This window comes from Arthrobacter sp. CAL618, from assembly GCF_000468215.1.
In the GTDB taxonomy this organism is placed as follows: Bacteria; Actinomycetota; Actinomycetes; order Actinomycetales; family Micrococcaceae; genus Arthrobacter_D.
Window position 1 is genome coordinate 17464 of sequence record NZ_ASZW01000277.1, and the last position, 22671, is coordinate 40134.

Genomic DNA, 22671 nt, shown 5'->3' on the forward strand with positions numbered 1-22671 from the left:
CGATAGGTCACTGCTGAAACGGTAGGCATCAGTTGAGTGAATAACCAGGAGGGACGCAGAGCTGAGTTCAGGCGTGGCGCGGCCGCGCACCACTTGAACTTCTGCGAACAAATGTCAGGCCCACATGGGGGCACCCACACTCTCCATCGGAGAGTCGCTGACCCGTTACTGAAGTAACTTGGGGGCTACGCTACGCCGTCGACCCGGCGGCATCAAGTATCGGCCGCGTAATACTGCGTCATTGGATGTATTCGGCATTGCTGGGAGAATAGCAAGCATGCTGAAAAAACCATCCGGTGCACGCCTGTTAACCCAAATGGGTGGGCTGGTCCGACACAAGCGGCTACTGCTGGCCGTCAAAGCTGCGCTTGCCGCGTCCATCGCCTGGCTGATCGCTCTGCAGGTTCCGGGAGTCGCTGCGGAGTATCCGTACTACGCGCCGCTCGGCGCCGTGGCCTGCATGTACCCAACCATCTCGGGTTCAGCCAAACAGGGATTCCAGATCCTTATCGGGCTGGCCATCGGGTTTGCCCTGGCGTTCCCTATCATTTTCCTGGGCGACCGCTCAGTGTTCTCCATCGCGCTGGTGGTTGGTTTTGGGGTGCTGGCCGGTGGTCTGCCGCGCATCGGTGCGGGCCGGGACTGGATTCCCATCGCCGCCCTGTTTGTGCTCCTACTGGGCGGCGACGATCCCGATGGGTACTCGTTCGGGTATCTGGTGCAGATGCTGGTGGGCGTGACCGTTGGGCTAATCGTGAACATCGTCATTGTCCCGCCCCTGCATCTCACTGGTGTGATCACTGGACTCGACAGCCTCAGGTCGGCGCTGTCCCTGCAGCTCAAGGACATGGGTGAGGCGTTGCGGGAACAATGGCCCCCCGAGCACGAGGAATGGGCCGACCGGCAGACCAAACTCACCACGTTCAGCCAGGAGGTGCGTACAGCGGTTCAACTGGCTGATTCGAGCCGCCACGGGAACATCCGTCAGTACCGTCACAAGAGAGACCTCGCTGCAGATTTCCACTCCCTGCAGTCGATGGAGCGAATCACTTTTTATGTGGAGGACATGACCGAGTTGCTCGCCGACGTCATCTGGCGATCACCGGAGACCACCCCGCTGCCCAAGCCCCTGGGACCGCCGCTCGCCCACGCACTGAACCTGACCGCCGCCGCTGTTGAAGAGTGGGACACCACAGCCGATTCGATGACCGATGCAGAAGCGGCGGTGGAAGACCTGATGGGGCACGTCAAACACGTCTCGCCGGATGATCGCATCGAAGCCACGGCTTCGATGGGCATGTCCCTAAGGCGCATCCTGCTGACCATCCACGCTGACGCTGGCCCCCAGGACCAGGAGGGAATTACTCTGCCGGCTCCTGAAACGAATGATCAATGATGCCAAGATCAGCGAGCTGCGCCGACATTCCAGCGCCATCCGGTGCATACACCCACGGAATATTCGGCGTCCGCGATGACGGTTTCGCGTTCGATCGGCCACCGGCCAGGACCGCCTCACCCATGGTGAGCTGGCGGATGGCGACCGCGCGCACATTCTGCGGGTAGTGGTCCGCGAAGTCGGCGTAAATTTCTTCATCATGCTGCCCGTTGTCACCGATGAGGAGCCACTTGATGTCGGGGAATTCGCCTGCGAGCCGTTTCAGAGAGCTGCGTTTATGCTCGGGTCCGCTGCGGAACCACCGGTCCCGGGTCGGACCCCAATCGGTGAGCAGTTTCGGACCCGCCGGGTAGAGGTTCCGGGAGAGGAACCGGGTCAGCGCGGGAGCAACATTCCATGCTCCGGTGGACAGGTAGAGCACGGGAGCACCGGGAGTCTCCTGGGTGATCCGTTCGAGCAGGACTGCCATGCCGGGCGTCGCCGCCCTGGCGTGCTCGTCCAGAACGAACGTGTTCCAGGCCGCCAGGAAGGGCCTGGGCAGGGCTGTGACCATCACCGTGTCATCAATGTCAGACACCACCCCGAAGGTGGTGCCGGACTCGATAATCCGCACCGGCGACTCAACCAGGATGTCATCGGCGGACCGCAACTTGATGGTGTGCCACCCGGGGGCAAGCTGCGCATCTATGCGCGCATCGACGATGCCGCCACGGTCGGCGGTCACCTCATGGATTTCCCCGTCAATCTCAACTGTGACCTTCGCGTAGCGCACCGGCGCGCTGGTGAAGTTGCGCCAGCCACGGATGCCCTCCTTGATGGTCTTCAGCACTTCGCCGCCCTTGATGGGCGCCATCTCCACTGGATCGGCAAGTACCACACGGGCGAGCACCCGAATCCAGGTTGCTGAGCCATAGCCGGTGTAGGGAATGATGGTCTCCACATGCCCACGCTTGATGGCGACATTGGTCTGGACCGAGTGCCAGGCGTCGTCGATCCGTAATCCGAGGTGGGTACGTTCCTTGACGCCGTCGCGCTGCGGGTCGGGCTGACTTGATGGGGTGCTCGATGACATGCCACTAGTCTTTCACGCCGGCGTACCCATTTTCGTTCAGTAGGGTGGTGCAATGATCGAGACGTGGTGGTACCAACTCCTGGGCGGATTCGCCCGGGCCGCGCCTCCGGAGATCACCGGTGTTGAGCTGCTCATCATGGTGATCGCTGCCGCGCTTCTCTCACTCCCCCGGGCAACCTGGCGGTATTTCGGCTTGTTCACCACCATCGTGCATGAACTCGGCCATGCGTTCGCCGCCCTCATGACGGGTCGTGTCCTCAAAGGAATCACCCTCACCATGGACCATGCGGGCACGACGACGACGATCGGCCGGCCGGGGTGGCGGTCCGCCTGGTCCGGCTTCTGGGGGTATCCGACGCCGGCTGCACTCGGGGCGGCCCTGACCTGGGCCGGGGTGAACGGCTGGGGTCCGGCGGCCCTGTCGACCGGCGCATTGATCCTCCTGGCGGCCCTGGCGTTCATCCGCAATGCTGGCGGTGTACTGATTCTTCTGGTGACAGTCAGTCTTTCGATGGTGCTGGTCCTGGCAGTGCCTGAGGAACTGACCGGGCACGTGGTGGTTGCCCTTGGTCTGGCCTTGCTGGTTGGTTCGGTCCGTGATCTTGGCAAGGTGCTCGCGGTCCATCTGCGACGGCGTCGGGAGCTCCAGTCCTCCGATGCTTACCTGCTCTATCGCAGCACCGGCGTCCCATCGCCGGTTTGGCTGCTGTTGTTCGCGGCTGTCATTGCCGGATCGCTCGTCGCTGCATGGATTTCACTCTCGGGGGAGATGGGTCCAGGAATCGCCTAGCATCATCAGCTTGTTCGCGGCCCGGCTGGCTGCTTCTCCGCAATTTTTCCGCTGTATCGGGTGGGATATACGTAAGATGACCGAATTGGGGCTACCGTAGGGATGCCACACTGATCGTGGCGCGGGCGCGTGGTGCGCTCCTCAACAGATTCGGGAGCATCTCGGTGATATTTCGGTGGGGGAAGTCTGTTCTCGCTGCATTTCCGCGTGGTTCGCGACTCCCTGATCCCGCATGGAACTCCCGACACCGGTTAATCGTCCTTTTCGCGCTGGTGGCATCCGGGATGGTCACCGTATTCGCCCTCGGTCTGGGGACCTCCCCGTGGATGGCTTTATCGCTCGGGGTTCCGCCGGTGGCTGTGGCCCTGGTGGCGTGGAAGGCTCCCATCGGTCGGAGGTTCAGTGCGTCGCTGAGCTCCGCCTCCCTAATGCTGATCGCCGCCCTCGTGGTGCATATCAGTGGCACCATCGAAGCCCATTTTCTGTTTTTCATTCTGGTCCCGGTGGTCGCCCTCTACGAGGATTGGGCCCCGCTGGCGACAGCATCTCTTCTGGTTCTCGGTTATCACGCCTTCATGGGTCTGCATTCCCCTACCGCGGTTTACAACCACCAGGCTGCCACCGACAGCCCGGTGGCATGGTCCCTGATTCACAGCGCGTTATTTCTGGCCATGTGCGTCACCAGCATTGTGCACTGGACCATCCATGAGCGCGCCAGACGCGAAGAGAATACTCTCCTGGATCGCCTCGCCGACCAGGCCCTCCATGACCCCCTGACGGGCCTTGCCAACCGAACTCTCCTTCACGATCGACTCAACCAGGCTCTCAGCCTGAGCCAGCGGACCGGGGCGTCGGTCATGGTGATCGCAGTCGACATAGACGGTTTCAAACCAGTCAACGATTCCTATGGGCATGCCACCGGAGATGCTCTCCTGGTCGAGCTCGCGCAGCGATTGGGGTCCTGCATCAGGGCCGGCGACACTGCAGCGCGCAACGGTGGCGACGAATTCACCCTGCTCCTCCCTGGCACTACCAGGGAGGAGGCCCCGGGTATGGCCGGGCGCATCCTCGCCGCCGTCAGTCCACCCTTCAGCCTGCCCGGCGTCGAGCTGGAAATGAGCGTCAGCGTTGGCCTTGCTGTCAGCTCAACGGGCACGGAGGGCGAAGCGCTCCTGCAGGAGGCGGACCAGGCGATGTATTCGGCGAAGCACAATGGGCGGGGTGGCTACGTCATCTTTGACAGGTCCCTCGTGCCGGGAACGCTCGGCACGATGACTGTCCACCCTGACCAGGCCCGCGGCTGGGTGGCATACACCCAGTCGCTCCGCGCCGAAATTGCTTCAGCCAAAGACCTTGGGCGGATTCCCGAGCAATCCCGCGGCCCGGAGACGGTCCGCCGTACCCTGGAATCGATCATTGCCGCAATCGACCAGTTGCCGCATGGTCCGCAGACAGCGAAGTTGCCGTTACCCGAACGAAACGCTCTCGAGGAGTTTGTCTTCCACCATGACCTGGTGCAGCACTGGGCCGACACCCTGCTGGCTGACTCAATCATTCAGGTTGAGCGGTCGGCGGAGGCCAACCTTTTCTGGCTTGCGCTACGGAGGTCAGCGATGAAGGACCACGGGGACCCCGGGAACAGCCCGGAGTCCGACGGGGACAACGTCCCCGTGGCAGCTACTTAGCGCTGACCGTGACTACCGGCTTGACCGGCGGCTTGGGTGCGTTCACTTGCAGACCGACCGTTGCCGTCTGACCCTTTCGCAGGGTTTTGGTCCAGTCCGAGCCGACACAGGTCACCGATTTCCTGGTCACCGACGTGCACTTCATCCCCCAGGAGTTGGCAACACTGATGACGTTGGGGTCGGTGAACGTCACCGACCACGAGTTCACGGCCCTGGAAGCACTGACCGATATCTGGGCGACATATCCCCCGTTCCACGAACTCTGCAACGACCACTTGGCGGCAACCGCGCTCGATCCTGTTCCCGGAACCGGGGTAGCCGTCTTGCTGGGTGTAGGGGCAGGGGCCGGCTTCGACGTTGGCGCAGGCGCGGCCGACTGGGTAGGTGTGGGCACCGCCACGGGCCGAAGGATGGGCTTCAGCGCGGCAAGTTTGGCGGTTTCCGGGGTACGCCAATCCGACTTTAGTAGTCCGCCAGTGTCGGAACTGTTGGGATTGAACGACCAGTAGGCGAAGCTTGTTCCGTTCGCTGCCAAATAGCTCACGAGCTTACCCATCCACTGCTTGTCAGAGGTGGTTTCCAATTTTGAACCGAATTCTCCGACCAGGACAGGCGCTATCCCGTTCTTGGAAATATAGCCCCAGTTGGCGTCCCAAATTCCCGGCAGATTCGCGGGGTAATTGGATGCCGAGAACCATTTTTGCGGATATACCGATGCCGGGTAATCGTGCGGTGAATAGACCACCTGGTTGGGTACCGTCAGCTTTACGGGTTTCTTGGCCACATCTGCGAGGCCGCCGCCCCACCAGGTCCAGGAGCCGTTGCCCTGGGCCTCGACGCCTTCAACGATGATCAGGAGCTTGGAGTTCACTGTTTGAACTGCCTTGCCAGCGCGGGTCGCGGCAGCGTGCCAGTCATGTGCGGGGTTCGAGCCGCCCCAACGTGCTACGCCGTGGGGCTCGTTGTGAAGGTCGAAGCCGATCACTGTGGGTTCGTTTTTGTACCGGGTGGCGAGCTTCTTCCAGTCGGCGATCCACTGCGCCTCGCTGTACTGGGGGGTGTACCAAAGCTCTGACTGAGCGGCCGAGGACGGGCGGTGTCGGTCAAGAATGACGTTTAGTCCCAAAGCCTTGGACTTGGCGATGAAAAGGTCCATCACCTGCTGTGGGGTCTTTTTCGCCAACTCCGGGTTGGCGTAGAAGTTGGTGTCAGAGCTGACTTTGCCGGTGGTGATGCACTGGTTGGAGTACGGCAGTCGAATGGTGTTGAAGCCCATCGACTTTATCTGCCGGAGCCCGTCATTGAGATTGATGGTCCACAGTCCGTGGGGGACGCAGTCGGGCGTCTCCAGGCCAAACCAATTGGCCGCCCTGATGACATAGGGCTTGTTTGCCGCGTCGCGAATTGTTCCGCCGTCAGTGTGCAGCCACCCCGCGCCCTTAGTGGACACATTTGCCGCGTGAACAACGTTCAAAGCTTCGGGAGCCGAAGCAGGCGGGACACCCCCGCAGCCTGCCAACGCAAGCATCACTGCCGCCATCGTTGCCGTAGCCGCCAGGAAACGCCCACGGAATCCCGCCCGAGTGCCGGAATGTTCAGCCATAAAATTCAGTTCCTTCTAAATGAGACCAGCTATTCCGGCAATAATCTCTCTGAGAATACGCTAGAAACGCTTCCGCCTGCCCGCAGGTTCGGGCACCCTGCGGAGACGTTGCCGTGGGTCACAGGGTATTCTTGATGCTGACGAAAGGGGCGGGGCACAGATGTCCAAAAGTAAGCGGAACGACTCGTCGACCGTCGACCTCCACCCGTGGCCGGTGCCGGTGAATAGCCGAGCCCTGCACATCGCGAAAATGGTCTTGGGTGCGGGGATGATTGTCCTGCTTCTCACCCAGGTGATGCCAGTGAACTTGCTGGGCGGAATGATGAATAACTTCTTCACCATTATTCTTTTACTTTCCTGGGCGGGCCCGGCACGGCGGATGATGCGCCGTTACTCATCGGGCGGGCGGAATAATCCCCCCGCTGAAGAACAGTAATTCGCAACGTTACACACGGACTGCGAGCTTCCCACTCACCGCCCCCTCTTCCAACCGACGCATAGCCTGCGGAGTCTGGTCCAGCGGATAGGTACCGCCAAGCTGCGGAGTGATGACGCCTGCCTCGACCAGGCCTCCCAGCAACTCCAGATCAGCGGAGCGCTCCTTGGCGACAAACATCCTGAGGTTTTGGCTGATAAAGGGAGACATCAGGACTGCCCGTAGCTGGCGCCCGATACCAATCCAGTCGCCAGCGCCTTCACCTCCGATAATGACAGCTGTTCCTTTGGATCTCAGCGCCCCTCGAAGGCGGTGCAGTGAGGAGTTGCCTCCTATGTCCAGGATCAAATCGTAATTCCGTCCCGCATGTGAGTAGTCTTCAGTGGTGTAGTCGACGACCTGGTCTGCCCCCAGGGACCTGACAAAATCCAGCTTCTGAGTGCTACACACCCCGGTGGTCTTGGCCCCGAAATGCTTCGCCAACTGGACGGCATAGCTGCCCACCCCACCTGAGGCGCCGATTACCAGAACTGACTGTCCGGCTTTGACCCGGCCCATCTCCCGCAGGGCCTGCAGCGCTGTCACAGCTGACACGGGAACTATCGAGGCACTCTCGGAGGACACGCCTGGCGGCTTATGCGCGAGCTTGTCCTCCCGGGCCACAGCGTATTCGGCGAACGCACCCGCGCCGATCCCGAACACTTCGTCCCCGATCCGAAACCCCCGGACGCCTGTACCGACGTCGACGACGGTGCCCGCCAACTCCTGACCGGAAACTGGCTGACGGGGTGTGCGCAGTCCGAAGACGAGGCGGAGCAGGTAAGGCTTGCCGGTCATGATGTGCCACGCTCCCCTGTCGAGACCGGCGGAACGCACCTGGACAAGCACCTGGTGAGGTGCCGGTGCAGGGCGCGGAATTTGTTCGAGGGTCAGCACAGAGGCAGCCCCGTACCCCCGCTGCACCATCGCGCGCATCATCGCGCCCTGCGGCAGGTTAACGCTGGTTTGCCTTTTTCTGGTCACCATAGCTGGCTCCATTCAGCAGTTTTCGCGCTTTTCCGATGAAGTACCATCTTGGTCCTCCGCACATAGTACTGAGGACGTGGGGACCATGGAGGAAATTTTCGCCGGCATTCTTGACCTTGTCTTTGAGCCCTCTCGTGAGAGGATCACGGTGTGGCTAACCGACTGATGCTCCTTGACACCGCGTCCCTCTACTTCCGCGCGTTTTACGGATTGCCCGATTCCCTGAGGGCTCCCGACGGAACTCCGGTCAACGCCGTGCGCGGCCTGCTGGATATGATCGCTCGGCTTGTCGCTGACTATGAGCCGACCCACCTGGTCGCTTGCTGGGACGACGATTGGCGCCCCGCCTGGCGGGTCGATCTCATCCCGAGCTACAAGGCCCACCGGATGGTCACCGCGGTGGCCGTCGGCGTCGACATCGAGGAAGTACCGGAAGGGCTGGTGGCCCAGGTGCCAATGATTCGTGACGCCCTGGCCGCCTTCGGAATTACGCTGGTTGGAGCTGCCGAGCACGAGGCCGACGACGTCATCGGCAGTCTGGCAGCCCAGGCCGAGTTCCCCGTGGACATCGTCACCGGTGACCGGGACCTCTTTCAGTTGGTCGACGATAGCCACGACGTTCGGGTGATCTACACCGCCCGTGGCATGAGCAAACTGGAAGTCCTGACTGACGCCACGGTTGTCAGCAAATATAAGGTGCTGCCGGGTCAGTACGCGGATTTCGCTGCATTGCGGGGGGATACTTCCGATGGCCTGCCCGGGGTGCCGGGAATTGGCGATAAGACTGCCGCCAGCCTGCTGCAGGAGTTCGTAGACCTGGACGGAATTGTTGCAGCTGCCAACGACCCTGGTTCCTCCATGTCCGCCTCCATGCGGGCCAAAATTGTCAAGGCAGCCGATTACCTGTCGGTGGCCCCCACAGTGGTCAACGTAGTCCGCGACCTCGACCTCGGGGAATTGAATGCGAGAATCCAGCCCCTCGATGCAGGTCATCTGGACCGGATCGAGCAGTTGACCACTGACTGGAATTTGGGCGGCTCCTCGGGGCGTGCCCTGAAGTCGTTGGGGAACAGCTGACCGGCTCCGCTGCTAGGCCGGCGAGGCGGTAAGCACCACGTTCTTGAACATTGTGAATCCGTTCACCCACCGGGCTTGCCTCTTCAATTTGGCCAGGTGCGGCAGTAAGCTTCCGGCATGGCCATCGCTCGCTATCCCAGTGTCGTCATTGACTGCCCCGATGCGGCGTCCCTCGCAACCTTCTACGGGGCACTGCTCGGGTGGAAAGTGGATGCCGACGACGGTTGGGCGGATATCCGCCCCGACGACGGGAGTAACTGCATCTCATTTCAGCAGGTGGCAGATTACCGACCTCCTGCCTGGCCGGACCAGGGCAGCCCACAGCAGATGCACTTCGACCTGATGGTTGAAAACCTGGACGAAGGCGAGGCTGTGGTCCTCGGCCTCGGCGGCACCAAGGCCGCAGTCCAGCCCGGTGAAACCTTCCGGGTCTTCCTTGATCCGGCGAGCCACCCCTTCTGCCTGTGTGTCGCGTAGACAGCGCCATGCAGATAGGATCCCTGGCTGATATCGAGCTGAACATTCCTGAGCAACTGATCCGCAACGGGTAGGAGCACACCACGAGGCACCAGGACGTTGTATAACGGTTGGCTCACGTAACCAAGTCGTGCTGTCGGTTGGCGCGCCGCATCGGTAGTGTCCAAGCTATCTACCGACCAATCCTTACGAAAGCACAGCCCGTGAAGAAGTTCTCGCCCCTTCTTGCCCTCCCCATCGCAGCCCTGCTCCTTGCCGGCTGCGTTTCCAACACTGAGCCCTCGGCGGAGGTGACCAGTTCAGAGTCGAGCGCCTCCCCCGCCACCACGTCGTCGGCCACCCCCACGCCGACCGCTGAGGGTTCGTCGTCGCCTGCGGAAACTCCTGACGCTCCCGAATCGGCTGGTCCCGTACCGGGCGCCGAACCGTCAACAGCACCGGCGCCCGAACCGACCGAGGACGCTACCAATGTCACAGCGCCGACAGAAGCGCCAATCACCGAAACGTCCGAACCTCCGATTCCCGGGTTGTCGGGTTCTTACGATGACCTCGAACTGGTCTCCACCTGGGATGGGCTACGGGTGGTCCGCCATGTCGGAACCACCTGGAACGTCGTCGGCTCCGGCTATGCACCCGGTGCGGAAATCCAGATGAACTTCGGACCCGCCCAAACCGATTCGTCGCTGATCGGATACCCCCTTGTGTATGCCGACGCCAACGGCAATTACACCTTCCAGATCAGCCTGGCACCAGATCTCGCGCCCGGCGATTACGGCCTCATGGCCATTCCTACGGGTCTTGGTTTCGAGGAGTCGGAGGCAGCCAAGCGGTTTGCCCTCATTGAGGTTGTCTCCACCTGGGCGCCGTAAACNCCGCCCAGGTGGAGACACCGCCGGCTCCCCTCGGGATGCTACTGCTCCAGCTTGATTGCTTTCCGTAAGCTCAGCGCCCCACCACCCTGCATGACTGCACGTCGGTAGATCTTTTCTCGCCGACGTGCAGCAAGGCAACGGCTGCCGCCAAGGCGATCACCAGTGATAGGAGTGGCTCCCAGAGAGCCACCGGCGAGTTCAGTACCCGGATCGGCATCGCCACCGATGACACCACGGGGAGGTAGGAAGCCACCACCAGGAGTTGGCCGGAGGCGAACAATCCGACAAAGAGAGCCGCAAAGATCAGGGCCATCACCGGCGTCGAATTATTGTTCAGATCCTCCGGCCTGCTCGCCAGCGACCCGAGAACAGCCCAGATCGCGGCGAGGATCAGAAATCCGAAGAGGAAGAACACCAGGAACCAGCCCGAAGCCGGAATGATACTTCCCACCAGATCGGCTGTGTCAGTCAGGTTCAGGGCCAGCAGGGCAGCACCGCCGTAGAGGGCTAGCTGGACCATGGCCAGGATGGTGTTGCCCAACACCTTGCCGTAGAGCAGTTGGCGGATCGGGATTGCGGTAGCCAGGATTTCCACCACCCGGTTCTGTTTTTCCTCGACCACCGAGTTGGCAATGGCCATGCCGAAGATGATTGATGCCATATAGAACAGGAAGCTGAAGACGAATCCGGCGATCGTAGCGAGCAACTGGTTTTCTTCGCTGCCTTCCAGTAGGGATTGTTCCAGGTCGGCCCCCGATAGCAGCTGCTCCGCCGTGGTTCCTGCCGCAGCGGCGTTCTGGCCCAACACATACTCGTTGAGCGACTCGTCAATCTGCTGGCTGATCCCCGAATCGACCTCGGTCTTTCCCGTGAGCTGCCAGCTACCGTCGGTTTCCCGCAGCAACGCAGCGTCAGCTTCCTCGGCACGTACCAGTTCCACGGCAGCATCCGCGGACGCTGCGACGACGGCGGTGAAGGTGACGTTCCCGTCGTCGGCCTGGCCCGCCTGATCGGCGAGCTCGACGACGGCAGCGGCCGCTGAATCGGACTGCACGGCAACCGTGAAGTCGTCGCCGCGGTTCATCATGAAGGCGTTGAACACAACGCCAGCGACGATCAGCACCAGCGTGACGACCGTGCTGATCGCATAGCTGCGATCCTTCGCCTTGATCATGACCTCACGCAGCGTCACGATCAGCCAGGGCGGTTGGGTTCCTGGTGGCTGCGGTCTGGGCCCCGATGCTGGCGACGGCGCGCCGCCGTCGCGCTCTTTGACTGGCGTTTCGGTGCTCATTGGGAGACCTCCCGGTAGATTTCGCTCAGGCTGGGCCTGATCCGGCTGAATTCGTGCACACTGCCGCGGGTCATCGCTGAGGCGAGCACGCGCTGCGCGGCGTCGTCGTCGTCGAATTCCACCACCGCGTCCTGTCCTGCGACGTCGATGACCCGCACCTCGGCTTCCTCACGCACCCAGCCGGCATCGGGGGTGACCGTCATCCGGTGGCGCCGGGGTGCTTTTGCCCGGAGGTCGTCGCCGGAGCCGGACGCTACGAGGCGCCCTTGCCGCAGGACCACCAGGTTGTCGCACAACCGGTCCACCAGGTCCAACTGGTGGCTGGAGAACAGCACCGGCACTCCGTCGGCTGTCCGGTCGCGCAACAGTTCGACCATCGAGTCGACTGCTACCGGGTCCAGCCCGGAAAACGGCTCATCGAGGATCAGAACCGTGGGCCGGTGAAGCAGCGACGCGGCAATCTGGACGCGCTGCTGGTTCCCGAGGGACAACGATTCGAGTTTGTCCTTGCCGCGGCCGCCGAGCTGAAACCGATCCAGCAGGTCCTGCGCTTGTGCCCGCGCGTCGGAGGCCGTCATCCGATGCAGTTGGCCGAGGTAGACCAGCTGATCGAGAATGGGCTGCTTCGGGTACAGTCCCCGCTCTTCGGGCATGTAACCAAAGGTTGACCGGTCGTCGGCTGTAATGGGTCGGCCGTCCATCAGCACCTGCCCACCATGCGATGTGAGCACCCCCATGATCATCCGCATAGTGGTGGTTTTACCGGCACCGTTGGCGCCAACAAATCCGGTCATCTGACCGGACGGGATGGTGAAGCTGACGTCGTCGACAGCGGTATTCTCACCGAATCGTCGCGTGAGGTTCTGGACCTGCAGCATGTGGTGTCCTCCTGTAGATTTCCCTGGAATCAACCCTAGGCAACGCCCCCGCCCGGGGGATGAGTCAAAAGGCTGAACCTGCTACTCCCCCGGACGGATGAGACCACTTTCGTAGGCGAAGACCACGGCCTGCACCCGGTCCCGAACCTGCACCTTCGCCAGCAACGATGACACATGCGACTTGACGGTGGCCTCCGCCAGAAAGAACCTACCGGCCAGTTCGGCATTGCTGAGACCGGTCGCCAGGCTGGAGAGAATTTCCTTCTCCCGCTGGGTCAGCGAGTCAAGCCGTTTGCGGAGTTCAGCGCTGGGCTGGGCACCGGGGGTGGTCTCCCCCGCAACCTCGAGGGACCTGGCGAAGCGTTCGATCACACGAACGGTCACCTCGGGTGCGAGCAGTGCGTACCCGCCGGCAACCGCCTGCACCGCGGCGATCAAATCGTCAGGATCGGCGTTCTTCAGGAGAAACCCGCTGGCACCACTGCGGATAGCGTCAAAGAGATAGTCATCGCGTTCGAAGGTAGTCAGGATGATGACTTTCCCGCGGCCGGCCCGGGTGATCAGCTCGGTAGCCTGGATGCCATCCATGAGTGGCATCTGCACGTCCATCAGGATCACATCGACCTCGTGCCGGTGGGCGAAATCAACCGCCTCCTGACCGTTGGTGACCTGACCGACCACCTCAATGTCCTCCTCGATGGAGAGCATGGTGGCGAAGCCTGCCCGGACCAGGGCCTGGTCATCGGCAAGCAGAACGCGGATCGAATCCATGGAATGTCTTTCTGGGTTAGTGAACGAGGAACCTGGCACGGACACGCCAGCCGCCTTCGGAGCGTGGTCCAATTTCGGCAGTGCCCCGGTGCAGTGCCACCCGTTCTCGGATGCCCTGCAGACCAAACCCGGACCCTGGCTCGGATTTGGGACGCGGCATCCCATTGTCCACTGTTTCGAGCTCGACCCACCGCTGGTCGCCGACGAGTCCGGTCCGCAGCGTCATCACCGCGGAACCGGCGGTCGAATGGCGCCGCACGTTGGTGAGCGATTCCTGGGCCGTCCGGAATAGCGAAAGGGCCAGTGGTGCCGAAACTCTGGCCAGTGCGCCGGGGATGTCTTCCACCATGCCAAACTTGACGGTCAGCCCAAGCTCCCGATGCTGGCGGGCCAGTGCTTCCAGATCGTCCAGGCCGGGTTCGGGGCGCCGCCCGCCGTCGTCGGTGTCGCCGAGATCGGTGCTCTCGGATCGGAGCACGCCAAGGAGGTTCCGCATATCCGTCACTGCTTGCCGGCTCGCTTGCTCGATGGTGCGCAGTGATTCGACGGCGACCTCCGGCCGCTTCTCGATAACCCGGCGTGCCGCACCCGCCTGAACGCCGATCACCGAGACGTGGTGCGCGACGACGTCGTGCAGTTCACGCGCGATTCGCAGCCGTTCCTCCACCACCGCACGCCTCGCCAGCTCGTCGGCCTGACGGGTGATCTCCGCGGCCTGTTCGGCGAGCTGGGTTCGCTGCAAGGCGTTGCGCCACGAGGTCATTCCGGCCAGGATGGCGCCGCCAAAGTAAGCGAAGTTCACCAGAAAGTTGTAAAGCGCCACCGATGCCAACGGATCGAGGATCCCGCCAACGAAATCAGGGTTGTCTTCACTCTGCGCCAGGACACCGTCGAAGGTGTTGGCCACCGTCAGGGCGAGGATGAGCCACAGGGCCATCGCCGCCACCACCACCGCGATGCCCAGCCACAACATCCGACGGTCCTTGGCCCACGCAATAGCCGAATACAGGGAGGCGAAATACGCCACCTGGTACGAGAGCTGAAGCGACACCAGGGGTGACAGCAGGCTCAGCCCGATGAAGAGGGCTGACATCGCCAGCATCACCAGGACCGGGTATTTGCGCCGGAGCACCAGGGGAACGATCATCAGTGCCAGCACTCCGTGCTGGACCCATACCGGGTGGTTGTCCTCCTCCACCATCCCAAAGCCGCGGGTCAGTTCCAGGGCGAACGCGCTGACCAGCGCGAAGATGACGACGCCGATGACGTCCCTGCGGAGCTCATCCTTTGTGGGACCGGGGCGTTCCCAGTTGTTGTCGTGGTCCCCGACCGTCTGGGATTTCAGCCGGGCGAGGAGGTTCACCGGTCCGGCCTTCCGGGAGCAGGGCGCGCGGGATCCATCATGAGTGCCAGTTTAGTCAGCGGGTGGTGCGCCCCGACTCCCCCGCACGGCCTAGTCCGATCGGATGACCTCCCCCCTCCTCGCTTTGGATCGAGTCAACACATATGGCAGGTTTGGTGCCGGAATGTGGCTATTTGTGTTGACTCGATCCGGGTTGGGGTGGGGCTGGGAAGTGGAACGCTGACCGGTTGTATGATTCCGGTGGGGGATGTCATGGTGGTCCCTTGACCTCGCTCTCAAGGAACTTGTTATGACGTTTGGCCCCAGTCCCCGGCATCCGAAAAGTTCCTGGCTGACTCGATCAATCGCTTCCGCTGCTGCTGCAGCCCTGCTGGCCGGGTCGATCACGGCGCTGCCCGCCTTCGCTGGGCAACAGTCCGACAAAACCGCTGGGGTTGCCGAGGCGCTGACTACGGACACCAATCCCGCAGACCATCCTGCTGACCGCTTCATTGTGAAGTTCGACGGCAACGGCGACGGCACCAGCGAACGGGGTAGGACCTACCAGAACACCGTCAACAGTCTCGGGATACCGGTCACCGAGGTAGGCGTCACCGTCGATGGTGCAACGGTGGTGGAAGCGACAGAGGACCTGACTGCCGAACAATCGGACGGCGTCGTCGCCGCTCTGGAATCGCGCGGGGATGTCGAATACGCCGAGGTCGATGTTTTCATGCAGCCGACGGCGATCGCCCCGGACGATGACCTGTACGACTCCCAGTGGAACCTGTTCGAGGCGGAGGCGGGGATGCGCGTCGATTCGGCCTGGGAGCGGTCAACTGGTGCGGGGGTGACGGTGGCTGTCATTGACACCGGGATTACGGAACATAGCGATTTGGCTGGGAACATCATTCCCGGCTACGACTTCATCACCAGCCCACAGATCGCCGGTGATAATGACGGCCGTGATTCAGACCCGACCGATGAAGGCGACCAGTGCAATTCCGATCCGTCGTCCTGGCACGGAACCCACGTAGCCGGAACGATTGGCGCCGTAGCGAACAACTCCCAGGGCATTGCCGGCGTCGCCTACGACTCACAGATTCAGCCAATCCGCGCTCTTGGAGCCTGCGGTGGGTACACCAGCGATGTTGCTGCCGCCACCCTCTGGGCCGCCGGCGGCAGCGTGCCAGGCCTCCCCCTGAACCCCACCCCGGCGAAGGTCATCAATCTCAGCCTCGGCGGCGCCGGCACTTGCGGGACAACCTTCCAGACCGCCATCAACTACGCAAACAGCCAGAACGCCGTCGTGATAACCGCCGCGGGCAATGAAAACACCTTCGCAAAATACACGACGCCAGCGAACTGCAACAACGTAGTTGTGGTCGGGGCCACCGGTCGTGAGGGAAACAAGGCCAACTACTCGAACCACGGGCCCGAAGTCGATGTAAGCGCTCCCGGCGGCGATGCGTCGACCGGCCGCTCCAGCGCAATCCTGTCCACCCTGAACAGCGGAGCCGCCGGCCCGGAGACCGAGAGCTACGGCTATCTACAGGGGACCTCGATGGCGACGCCCCATGTGGCGGGCGCCGCGGCGCTGATGCTGTCGGTTGATCCGTCGCTTACCCCGGCGCAGGTCGAGGCACAGCTCAAGGCGACCTCCCGCCCATTCCCTGGAGTTTGCTACACCGGAGGTTGCGGAACAGGGCTGGTTGATGCCGCGGCGGCAGTGAAAGCGGTAGCACCGGCCGTTAATCCGCAGCCATTCAGTGACGTTCCGGTGGGCATGAAGTTCCAGCGGGAAATGTCGTGGATGGCGGCCAGCGGAATAAGCACTGGGTGGACCGAATTTGACGGGGCCCGAGCATACCGGCCTCTGACAGCAGTGAACCGTGACGCGATGGCCGCGTTCATGTACCGCATGGCGGGCAGCCCGGCGTTCACTCCCCCAACAAGATCACCGTTTGCCGATGTGGATACCAGCCAGAAGTTCTATCTGGAGATGGCCTGGCTGGCATCCACCGGCATCAGCACCGGCTGGGCTGGACCCAATGGCACGAAAACCTACCGTGCCCTCACCCCAGTGAACCGTGACGCGATGGCCGCGTTCATGTACCGCATGACGGGCGGCCCGGCGTTCACTCCCCCAACAAGATCACCGTTTGCCGATGTGGATACCAGCCAGAAGTTCTATCTGGAGATGGCCTGGCTGGCATCCACCGGCATCAGCACCGGCTGGGCTGGACCCAATGGCACGAAAACCTACCGTGCCCTCACCCCAGTGAACCGTGACGCGATGGCCGCGTTCATGTACCGGTTCTCCGAGGACTACTGAAGTGACTGACCCTGACAGGACCGGTTCCACGACTAGGCGCTCAGCGCCTTCTGCTTGATCAGGGTGTACTCCTCATCGGTGATGGTCCCCGCATCGAGGAGTGCCCTCGCCTTATTGATTTCGTCACTGAGACTGACACCGGACACCGACCGGATATACGCGGACTGGGCGTCATGCCGGGCGACTGCCTGCTGTTCGTTCCGAGCCGTCATGCCGTCGCCGCGGGCGATGAGATACACGAGGATCGACAGGAAAGGCAAGAAAATGAGGCCGACCAGCCAGGCTGCCTTATGCCATCCTTTGAGGGTCTTGTCCCGGAAAAGATCAGCGATGACTGAGAACAGAATTGTGACAAAAGCCAGCACCGCGTAGATCCAGAAAAGGAACCAGAAGATGCTCCAAAAACTGTTCCAGAAATCCATAACTACTCCCTAGAGAAGGTGACGCCCGTTGAGCGTCGCATGTTGACTGGCACCGCGAGTGCGTTACCGGGCTAGCGTCCGCTGTTTGATGAGCTCGTATTCCTCGGCGCTGATGGTTCCCGCATCGAGGAGAGCGTGGGCCTTGGAAATCTCGTCGCTGATGCTGGAACCGGCGGCCGACCGGATGTACTCGGCTTGCGCCTCCCTGCGTTCGGTGACCAGTCGCTGGCCCCGGTCCGCCATCCCGTCTCCCCGTGTGATCAGGTAGACGAGGATCGAAATGAACGGGACAAACACCAGGAAAACAAGCCATACCGCTTTGAGCCAACCGGACAGGGTCTCGTCGCGGAACAGATCTGCCACAACCGAGAACAACAGGGTCAGGAAGGCGATTACGGCATAGATCCAGATCAGTAGCCAAAAGAAGTCCCAGATTGTTGAAAGGATTTCCACTTTTACTCCTTCAGCGACGTGCGCGGGTTTTCAGGACCTGCGGTGGGGTCCCGATGCTTGTACCTCAGCACTGTGCCCCTGCGCAGAGGTAACCACATCACCCGCATTGGATGAACCAACGTTTTCTTCTGCTGTAGGTTGGCCATAAGCGCCCTTGCTGCTCTGAGCGGTTCGCCAGCAGATGGGCTACTGAACAGCAAGGTCTCAGCCATGTACACACCCCCACGCACCAACTCTCCTGCTGCTTTCGCGAGCCTCCTGAACTGGTTGCGCCGAACACGGCCCTTCCCCTACCCGAGGGAGGTGGCTGTCTCCGCCATGGCCCTGTTCTATCTGGTGGGTGGCGTGGCGATGCTCCTCGTCCTGGTTTTCCCCCACCCGAGCACGTTGAATGATCGCCTTCTGATCGGACTGGGAGTGTTCCTCATCGTGATCGGTCTACCCGTCTACAAGCTGCGGCACCGGACTCCGCTGGCGCTTCTGCCGTGGCTGTTGGCTGCTGGCACAGCGGTCATCACCGCGCTGACCGCTACCGGCGGCAGTACTTCGGTGACAGTGTCATTCAGCTTTTTTTACCTCTGGGTGATCATCTTTGCGCTGCTGTTCCTGAATCCGCTGGTGGCCGCCGTGGAGATCGGATTCGCCGCCGTCGCCTACCTCAGCGTCGCAGTGCTCCCCCAGGAGCAATCCACCCACCAGTTGACCGCCTTTGAACCGATCGCACTTTTCACCGTCGTTACCACCACCGGTGGTGTCATCATGTGGCTATCCCAGGCCCGTGAACACAGCGAGATTGACCCGCTGACCCTTGTTATGAACCGTCGAGGCCTGGACCGGATCCTTCAAGCGGCTCTGAGCGGGGACGATCCAACTGGCAAGAGGCTGGTCGCGGGACTGATCGACGTCGATCATTTCAAGAGCGTGAACGATCGTCAGGGTCACGCGGCAGGCGACCGGCTATTGGAGGAACTTGCGGGCGCCTGGCAGAGGGTACTGAGGTCCGGTGACACCCTGGGGAGGATCGGCGGCGACGAGTTTGTCGTTCTATTACCCGGTTGTTCCGCGAGCGAGGCAGACGACATCCTTGAACGTCTCCGGGCAGCAGCGCTTGATCTGCAGGTGACCCGCTCGGTGGGGGCGGCCCTGTCCGAGGATCAGGACAGCGCGTCGCTGCTCCTCGGCCGGGCCGATACCGCGCTGTATCAGGCGAAGAACCTTGGGCGCAACAGGGTTGCGTGGGCTGTCGCCTGAACCAGGAGCCGGGTGAGCGCCACCATCCCTGCCGAATCTCCATCCGGACCATATACTTGAAGCATGCTGATCACTCGCCTCAACCGAGGCCCACGCACCCGGTTCTCCGCTCTCAAACAGTTTGGACTTGAACTGTGAGCGGCGGTCTCGTCGCCCTGCTGGACGATGTCGCAGCCCTCGCCCGCATAGCGGCTGCCTCGGTGGATGATGTTGCTGCTGGCGCCGCCAAGGCTGGCGCCAAAGCGGCAGGCGTGGTGATCGACGACGCCGCCGTCACCCCGCAGTACATGTCCGGGGCGGACCCGTCCCGCGAACTGCCGATGATCAAGCGAATCTTCTGGGGCTCGCTCCGTAACAAGCTGCTGATCATTCTGCCGGCATTGCTGCTCATCAGTGCCTTCATCCCGTGGATCATCCCATTCATCCTCATGCTGGGCGGCACCTATCTGTGCTTTGAGGGTGCCGAGAAGGTCTGGCACAAGCTCCGCGGGCATCACGATGCGGAGAAGGCGCCGGCGGTGGACCGGGGACCCGAGGCGGAGGCTAAAGTCACCAAGGGTGCCATCACCACCGATTTCATCCTGTCCTGCGAGATTATGGTCATCTCGATGAACGAGGTGGCTGACGAGTCGATATGGGCCAGGGCGATTATCCTCGTCGTCGTGGCAATTGCGATCACTGTGATCGTCTACGGAGCCGTTGCTCTGATCGTCAAGATGGACGACATCGGCCTGCATCTGACCACCAAAGACTCCGCTAGCTCCAAGCGATTCGGCGAGGCGCTCGTGAAGGGGATGCCCGCCGTCCTCGCCGCCATCACCTTCATCGGCACAATCGCCATGCTGTGGGTCGGCGGGCACATCATGCTGCAGGGTGTGTATGACCTTGGCTGGCACCTACCGTACGACCTGGTCCATGCCCTTGAGGCCCCGTTCGTCGGGATCGCAGTGGTCGGCGGTTTCCTGGCCTGGCTCGTGAACACCCTATGCTCAACCGTCCTGGGACTCGCCTGGGGTCTAATTGTGATGGCAGTGCTGCACCCACTGCTCAAGGTATTGCCGTTCGGCAAAAAAGAGGGCGGACACGAAGAGGGAGACCTCCGCGCCGCAATCGCCGGACATCGGCCAGCCAAACGCGACTCCGAGCCTGCCTCCTAGCGACGACGACGGCCCTGCCGGCACGAGGGTGCCGGAGGCCTTCATTCAGCGCCCTCGCCGGGGACCAGCTAGCAGCCACCCGACGATGCCCCCGAGCACAGTAAGACCAGGAACGAGATTCCACGACAGGCCCTGCAACTCACGGATTAATCCGGGGCTGGCTTCCAGCACCGGTGTGATCAGCGTGTAGCCGACGTATGCCAAGACAAAACCCAGGCTGGCTCCGCCCAGCGCTCCCCAAAGCCGCCGACGGTATTCACCCCTGCCCGGTGCCGGTGGATCCTTCATGGCTCTCCTAGGGTCGCTTGTGTCTACGAGTATCGCAGGCTGCGCAACCAAACCGTTAGCATCTTCCGCAACAGGCGCTTCCCTGGGCTCATGCGGACTAATCAGACAGCTGACCCGGACTGAACAGATACTTGCGGGCAAAAAAAATCCGCTGGAACAACTGGTGCTTCCAGTTGTTCTAGCGGATCATTGGTGGAGCTAAGGGGATTCGAACCCCTGACCCCCTGCATGCCATGCAGGTGCGCTACCAGCTGCGCCATAGCCCCAATTCCTTGGTGTCACCCCCGCCGAACTGGCCGAAGCAACTTGTTTAGTTTAGTCAACAATCCGCCCCCTGCAAAATCGGCGGCATCCACGCCACTTTCAGCCCGCTATTAGCCTTCCAATGGGGTGGAAGGCATCGAGGACAGGCCCACATTGTGCTCGGTCAACTGCCACCGGCTGATGCCCGTGGGACCCTGATCGAGTTCCTCCAGCATCGACCAGTGGCAGTTCGAAACGCCCGAGAGCGAAGACCACAATTCGGGAGGCAGACCCATTAGCGCGGCGAGACCGGCCCGGATCGAACCCCCGTGGCTCGCAACCACCAGCGTCTGCCCGGCGGTGAGGCTGGAGACGGCGTCGAGCGTACCTGCGGCCATCCGCCGCCCGACGTCGACCCGGCTCTCTCCGCCACCGGCACGCACCGCAGGTTCACCGGATCGCCAAGCCGTCTGGTCGGCAGGAAACCGCGACGCGATCTCGGCAAACGCCAACCCCTGCCACTGACCGGCGAAGGTTTCGCGAACCCGCGGGTCCAGTTCAACTGACAGCCCGGTGAGGGAGGCCAGCTCAGCCGCGGTATCGGCGGCCCGACCCAGGTCTGAGGACACCAGACGCGTGGGCGCCAGATGAGCCAGCTCGGCGGCAGCCTCACGGGCCTGCTGCTTGCCCAACTCGTCGAGCGGAATGTCCTCCTGACCTTGAAACAGGCCCCTTGCATTCCAATCAGTCCGCCCGTGCCGCCAAAAAATGATCCTCCGAGCGCCAGCCGATTCAGTGGCGGCGAACCTCACTCGGCAGCGGAAGCGGCGTCAGCCGAAGCCGGCGGCGTGGTGTCGAGCTGCAGATCGATGACCGGGCAGTCTCCCCACAGGCGCTCGAGTGCGTAGAAGACACGGTCCTCCTCATGCTGGACGTGGATGACGACGTCGAGGTAATCCAGCAGTACCCATCGGCCCTCGCTGCGCCCTTCACGGCGAACAGGCTTCAGCCCCTGCTTGGACAGCTCTTCCTCGATACCATCGACGATCGAGTTGACCTGCCGTTCGCTGGATGCCGAGGCAACCAGAAAGACGTCGGTAATTGCCAGCCGTTCGCTGACATCAATAGCAACAATGTCCTGACCGATTTTCTCCGACGCTGCATGTGCAGCAGCCCGGGCAATCGCGATGGACGTTTCGTTAGCGCTCACTTATCTCCTTGGGTGTGGTCAGCCGTCTTGTTCAATTGAAGACACCTGAAATCATCATGATTCCGGTGACCAGCGCCAAAGCGCCCAGACTGACAATGGAATATTGCAATAGCTGCAGGCGCTTGACGCGCGCCAGCCCCGCCGTCATGGCATCGAGTGGTTCAAGCCCGTGAGCGGTGCGCGCCCCAATGGGAACGACCGCGTCCGAGGCGGGGGCCGTTGGCCCCGCTGCGGAAACCTCACGGGGCACCCCGGGAACCCGGATGAATTCCTTGGGCGACACGATCGAGAGGTTGTGCGCCGTGGTGGGGTCGTTGGCGCTCGGCTTCCGCTGCTCGTTCGCCTGCGCGAGTTGCTGCATCTTCTGGGCGCGGCTGTTGAGTACGGCGGCACGTTCGGCAAGGGCTTTCTGCTGCGCAAGGATTTCCAGGTCGACAGTGAACGGATCATCGTCGCGGGCAGCCACCATCTGCGCAACCTGCTCCTGGGCCTGCTGCACGATGGTTTCCCGCGCGGTCAGCGCCTGCTGAACACTCATCTGGTGAACTGGCACAGCGTTCGGCTTATCCACTGGCTTGGCTGTCTGCCCGGTC

Annotated in this window: 22 protein-coding genes, 1 tRNA gene and 1 pseudogene; 10 read left to right on the forward strand and 14 right to left on the reverse strand. The window is 62.1% G+C overall.

Annotated features, from left to right (window positions below):
• Positions 1-277: 277 nt before the first annotated feature.
• A complete protein-coding gene (locus tag K728_RS0117035; protein ID WP_084442932.1) occupies positions 278-1396 on the forward strand; it encodes an FUSC family protein in 1119 nt (372 codons plus the stop codon).
• On the opposite strand, the gene K728_RS0117040 is transcribed toward K728_RS0117035, so the two are convergent.
• Positions 1362-2468 carry an App1 family protein gene (locus K728_RS0117040; protein ID WP_024477422.1) on the reverse strand — a complete coding sequence of 369 codons (1107 nt, stop codon included), beginning with the start codon at positions 2466-2468 and terminating at the stop codon, positions 1362-1364. The genes K728_RS0117035 and K728_RS0117040 overlap by 35 nt on opposite strands.
• A gap of 52 nt (positions 2469-2520) precedes the next feature.
• On the opposite strand from K728_RS0117040, the gene K728_RS0117045 reads away from it, so the two are divergent.
• Together K728_RS0117045 and K728_RS0117050 are read left to right on the forward strand one after the other, a co-directional pair.
• A complete protein-coding gene (locus K728_RS0117045; RefSeq protein ID WP_024477423.1) occupies positions 2521-3258 on the forward strand; it encodes a M50 family metallopeptidase in 738 nt (245 codons plus the stop codon).
• A 284-nt stretch (positions 3259-3542) separates the two neighbouring features.
• Complete coding sequence (locus K728_RS0117050) at positions 3543-4943, forward strand: GGDEF domain-containing protein (protein ID WP_019482501.1); 1401 nt, start codon at positions 3543-3545, stop codon at positions 4941-4943.
• On the opposite strand, the gene K728_RS0117055 is transcribed toward K728_RS0117050, so the two are convergent.
• Positions 4936-6546 (reverse strand): cellulase family glycosylhydrolase, encoded by a 1611-nt coding sequence (locus K728_RS0117055; RefSeq protein ID WP_019482502.1) that lies wholly within the window; start codon positions 6544-6546, stop codon positions 4936-4938. The two genes, K728_RS0117050 and K728_RS0117055, sit on opposite strands and share 8 nt — an antisense overlap.
• Positions 6547-6706: 160 nt before the next feature.
• Here K728_RS0117055 and K728_RS0117060 point away from each other — a divergent pair, with 160 nt between their 5' ends.
• Positions 6707-6982, forward strand: coding sequence for a hypothetical protein (locus K728_RS0117060; protein ID WP_019482503.1), 276 nt, complete (start codon positions 6707-6709; stop codon positions 6980-6982).
• A 9-nt stretch (positions 6983-6991) separates the two neighbouring features.
• Here K728_RS0117060 and K728_RS0117065 read toward each other — a convergent pair whose 3' ends face one another.
• Positions 6992-8008: an NAD(P)-dependent alcohol dehydrogenase gene (locus K728_RS0117065; protein WP_237715258.1), complete on the reverse strand. Its 1017-nt coding sequence runs from the start codon at positions 8006-8008 to the stop codon at positions 6992-6994.
• Between the two features lie 150 nt (positions 8009-8158).
• Here K728_RS0117065 and K728_RS0117070 point away from each other — a divergent pair, with 150 nt between their 5' ends.
• The 3 genes from K728_RS0117070 (at position 8159) to K728_RS0117080 (ending at position 10431) form a co-directional block, all read left to right on the forward strand.
• Positions 8159-9085, forward strand: coding sequence for a 5'-3' exonuclease (locus K728_RS0117070; protein ID WP_024477426.1), 927 nt, complete (start codon positions 8159-8161; stop codon positions 9083-9085).
• 117 nt (positions 9086-9202) lie between these two features.
• Complete coding sequence (locus K728_RS0117075; RefSeq protein ID WP_019482507.1) at positions 9203-9562, forward strand: VOC family protein; 360 nt, start codon at positions 9203-9205, stop codon at positions 9560-9562.
• Between the two features lie 203 nt (positions 9563-9765).
• Entirely contained in the window at positions 9766-10431 is a 666-nt protein-coding gene (locus tag K728_RS0117080; protein WP_024477427.1) for a hypothetical protein, read from the forward strand.
• A gap of 73 nt (positions 10432-10504) precedes the next feature.
• On the opposite strand, the gene K728_RS19845 is transcribed toward K728_RS0117080, so the two are convergent.
• From K728_RS19845 to K728_RS0117100, 4 genes are all read right to left on the reverse strand, one after another.
• Entirely contained in the window at positions 10505-11728 is a 1224-nt protein-coding gene (locus tag K728_RS19845) for an ABC transporter permease (RefSeq protein ID WP_237742175.1), read from the reverse strand.
• Positions 11725-12606, reverse strand: a complete 882-nt coding sequence (locus K728_RS0117090) for an ABC transporter ATP-binding protein (protein WP_019482509.1) — start codon at positions 12604-12606, stop codon at positions 11725-11727. The genes K728_RS19845 and K728_RS0117090 overlap by 4 nt, the downstream gene beginning before the upstream one ends.
• Positions 12607-12687: 81 nt before the next feature.
• Positions 12688-13377, reverse strand: a complete 690-nt coding sequence (locus K728_RS0117095) for a response regulator transcription factor (protein ID WP_019482510.1) — start codon at positions 13375-13377, stop codon at positions 12688-12690.
• A gap of 16 nt (positions 13378-13393) precedes the next feature.
• The gene (locus K728_RS0117100) at positions 13394-14740 is read right to left on the reverse strand and encodes a sensor histidine kinase (RefSeq protein WP_019482511.1); all 1347 of its coding nucleotides are present in this window, start codon (positions 14738-14740) and stop codon (positions 13394-13396) included.
• A gap of 289 nt (positions 14741-15029) precedes the next feature.
• On the opposite strand from K728_RS0117100, the gene K728_RS19850 reads away from it, so the two are divergent.
• Positions 15030-17054 carry a S8 family peptidase gene (locus tag K728_RS19850; protein WP_084442935.1) on the forward strand — a complete coding sequence of 675 codons (2025 nt, stop codon included), beginning with the start codon at positions 15030-15032 and terminating at the stop codon, positions 17052-17054.
• 32 nt (positions 17055-17086) lie between these two features.
• Here K728_RS19850 and K728_RS0117110 read toward each other — a convergent pair whose 3' ends face one another.
• Positions 17087-17476 carry an SHOCT domain-containing protein gene (locus tag K728_RS0117110; RefSeq protein ID WP_024477429.1) on the reverse strand — a complete coding sequence of 130 codons (390 nt, stop codon included), beginning with the start codon at positions 17474-17476 and terminating at the stop codon, positions 17087-17089.
• Positions 17477-17539: 63 nt separating this feature from the next.
• A complete protein-coding gene (locus K728_RS0117115; protein ID WP_024477430.1) occupies positions 17540-17929 on the reverse strand; it encodes a membrane protein in 390 nt (129 codons plus the stop codon).
• Positions 17930-18139: 210 nt separating this feature from the next.
• On the opposite strand from K728_RS0117115, the gene K728_RS20285 reads away from it, so the two are divergent.
• Both K728_RS20285 and K728_RS0117125 read left to right on the forward strand, forming a co-directional pair.
• Positions 18140-19180, forward strand: a complete 1041-nt coding sequence (locus K728_RS20285) for a GGDEF domain-containing protein (protein ID WP_084442934.1) — start codon at positions 18140-18142, stop codon at positions 19178-19180.
• Positions 19181-19314: 134 nt separating this feature from the next.
• Complete coding sequence (locus K728_RS0117125) at positions 19315-20337, forward strand: DUF808 domain-containing protein (RefSeq protein WP_024477432.1); 1023 nt, start codon at positions 19315-19317, stop codon at positions 20335-20337.
• Positions 20338-20382: 45 nt separating this feature from the next.
• Here K728_RS0117125 and K728_RS21080 read toward each other — a convergent pair whose 3' ends face one another.
• From K728_RS21080 to K728_RS0117145, 5 genes and pseudogenes are all read right to left on the reverse strand, one after another.
• Complete coding sequence (locus K728_RS21080; RefSeq protein ID WP_133185422.1) at positions 20383-20625, reverse strand: hypothetical protein; 243 nt, start codon at positions 20623-20625, stop codon at positions 20383-20385.
• Between the two features lie 190 nt (positions 20626-20815).
• Positions 20816-20891, reverse strand: a tRNA-Ala gene (locus K728_RS0117130).
• A 108-nt stretch (positions 20892-20999) separates the two neighbouring features.
• Entirely contained in the window at positions 21000-21680 is a 681-nt protein-coding gene (locus tag K728_RS0117135) for a histidine phosphatase family protein (RefSeq protein WP_024477433.1), read from the reverse strand.
• Entirely contained in the window at positions 21677-22078 is a 402-nt protein-coding gene (gene rsfS, locus K728_RS0117140; protein ID WP_019482649.1) for a ribosome silencing factor, read from the reverse strand. The genes K728_RS0117135 and rsfS overlap by 4 nt, the downstream gene beginning before the upstream one ends.
• Positions 22079-22109: 31 nt before the next feature.
• Positions 22110-22671, reverse strand: a pseudogene (locus K728_RS0117145) (hypothetical protein); the annotation flags it as partial.

What these genes read in the sequence shown, in the direction of transcription:
- K728_RS0117040 (WP_024477422.1), bottom strand. Translation starts at nt 2,468, where the DNA reads ATGTCATCGAGCACCCCATCAAGTCAGCCCGACCCGCAGCGCGACGGC.
- K728_RS20285 (WP_084442934.1), top strand. Translation starts at nt 18,140, where the DNA reads ATGTACACACCCCCACGCACCAACTCTCCTGCTGCTTTCGCGAGCCTC.
- K728_RS19850 (WP_084442935.1), top strand. Translation starts at nt 15,030, where the DNA reads ATGACGTTTGGCCCCAGTCCCCGGCATCCGAAAAGTTCCTGGCTGACT.
- K728_RS19845 (WP_237742175.1), bottom strand. Translation starts at nt 11,728, where the DNA reads ATGAGCACCGAAACGCCAGTCAAAGAGCGCGACGGCGGCGCGCCGTCG.
- K728_RS0117050 (WP_019482501.1), top strand. Translation starts at nt 3,543, where the DNA reads ATGGTCACCGTATTCGCCCTCGGTCTGGGGACCTCCCCGTGGATGGCT.
- K728_RS0117095 (WP_019482510.1), bottom strand. Translation starts at nt 13,377, where the DNA reads ATGGATTCGATCCGCGTTCTGCTTGCCGATGACCAGGCCCTGGTCCGG.
- K728_RS0117110 (WP_024477429.1), bottom strand. Translation starts at nt 17,476, where the DNA reads ATGGATTTCTGGAACAGTTTTTGGAGCATCTTCTGGTTCCTTTTCTGG.
- K728_RS0117090 (WP_019482509.1), bottom strand. Translation starts at nt 12,606, where the DNA reads ATGCTGCAGGTCCAGAACCTCACGCGACGATTCGGTGAGAATACCGCT.
- K728_RS0117055 (WP_019482502.1), bottom strand. Translation starts at nt 6,546, where the DNA reads ATGGCTGAACATTCCGGCACTCGGGCGGGATTCCGTGGGCGTTTCCTG.
- K728_RS0117035 (WP_084442932.1), top strand. Translation starts at nt 278, where the DNA reads ATGCTGAAAAAACCATCCGGTGCACGCCTGTTAACCCAAATGGGTGGG.
- K728_RS0117060 (WP_019482503.1), top strand. Translation starts at nt 6,707, where the DNA reads ATGTCCAAAAGTAAGCGGAACGACTCGTCGACCGTCGACCTCCACCCG.
- K728_RS0117045 (WP_024477423.1), top strand. Translation starts at nt 2,521, where the DNA reads ATGATCGAGACGTGGTGGTACCAACTCCTGGGCGGATTCGCCCGGGCC.
- K728_RS0117065 (WP_237715258.1), bottom strand. Translation starts at nt 8,008, where the DNA reads ATGGTGACCAGAAAAAGGCAAACCAGCGTTAACCTGCCGCAGGGCGCG.
- K728_RS0117075 (WP_019482507.1), top strand. Translation starts at nt 9,203, where the DNA reads ATGGCCATCGCTCGCTATCCCAGTGTCGTCATTGACTGCCCCGATGCG.
- K728_RS21080 (WP_133185422.1), bottom strand. Translation starts at nt 20,625, where the DNA reads ATGAAGGATCCACCGGCACCGGGCAGGGGTGAATACCGTCGGCGGCTT.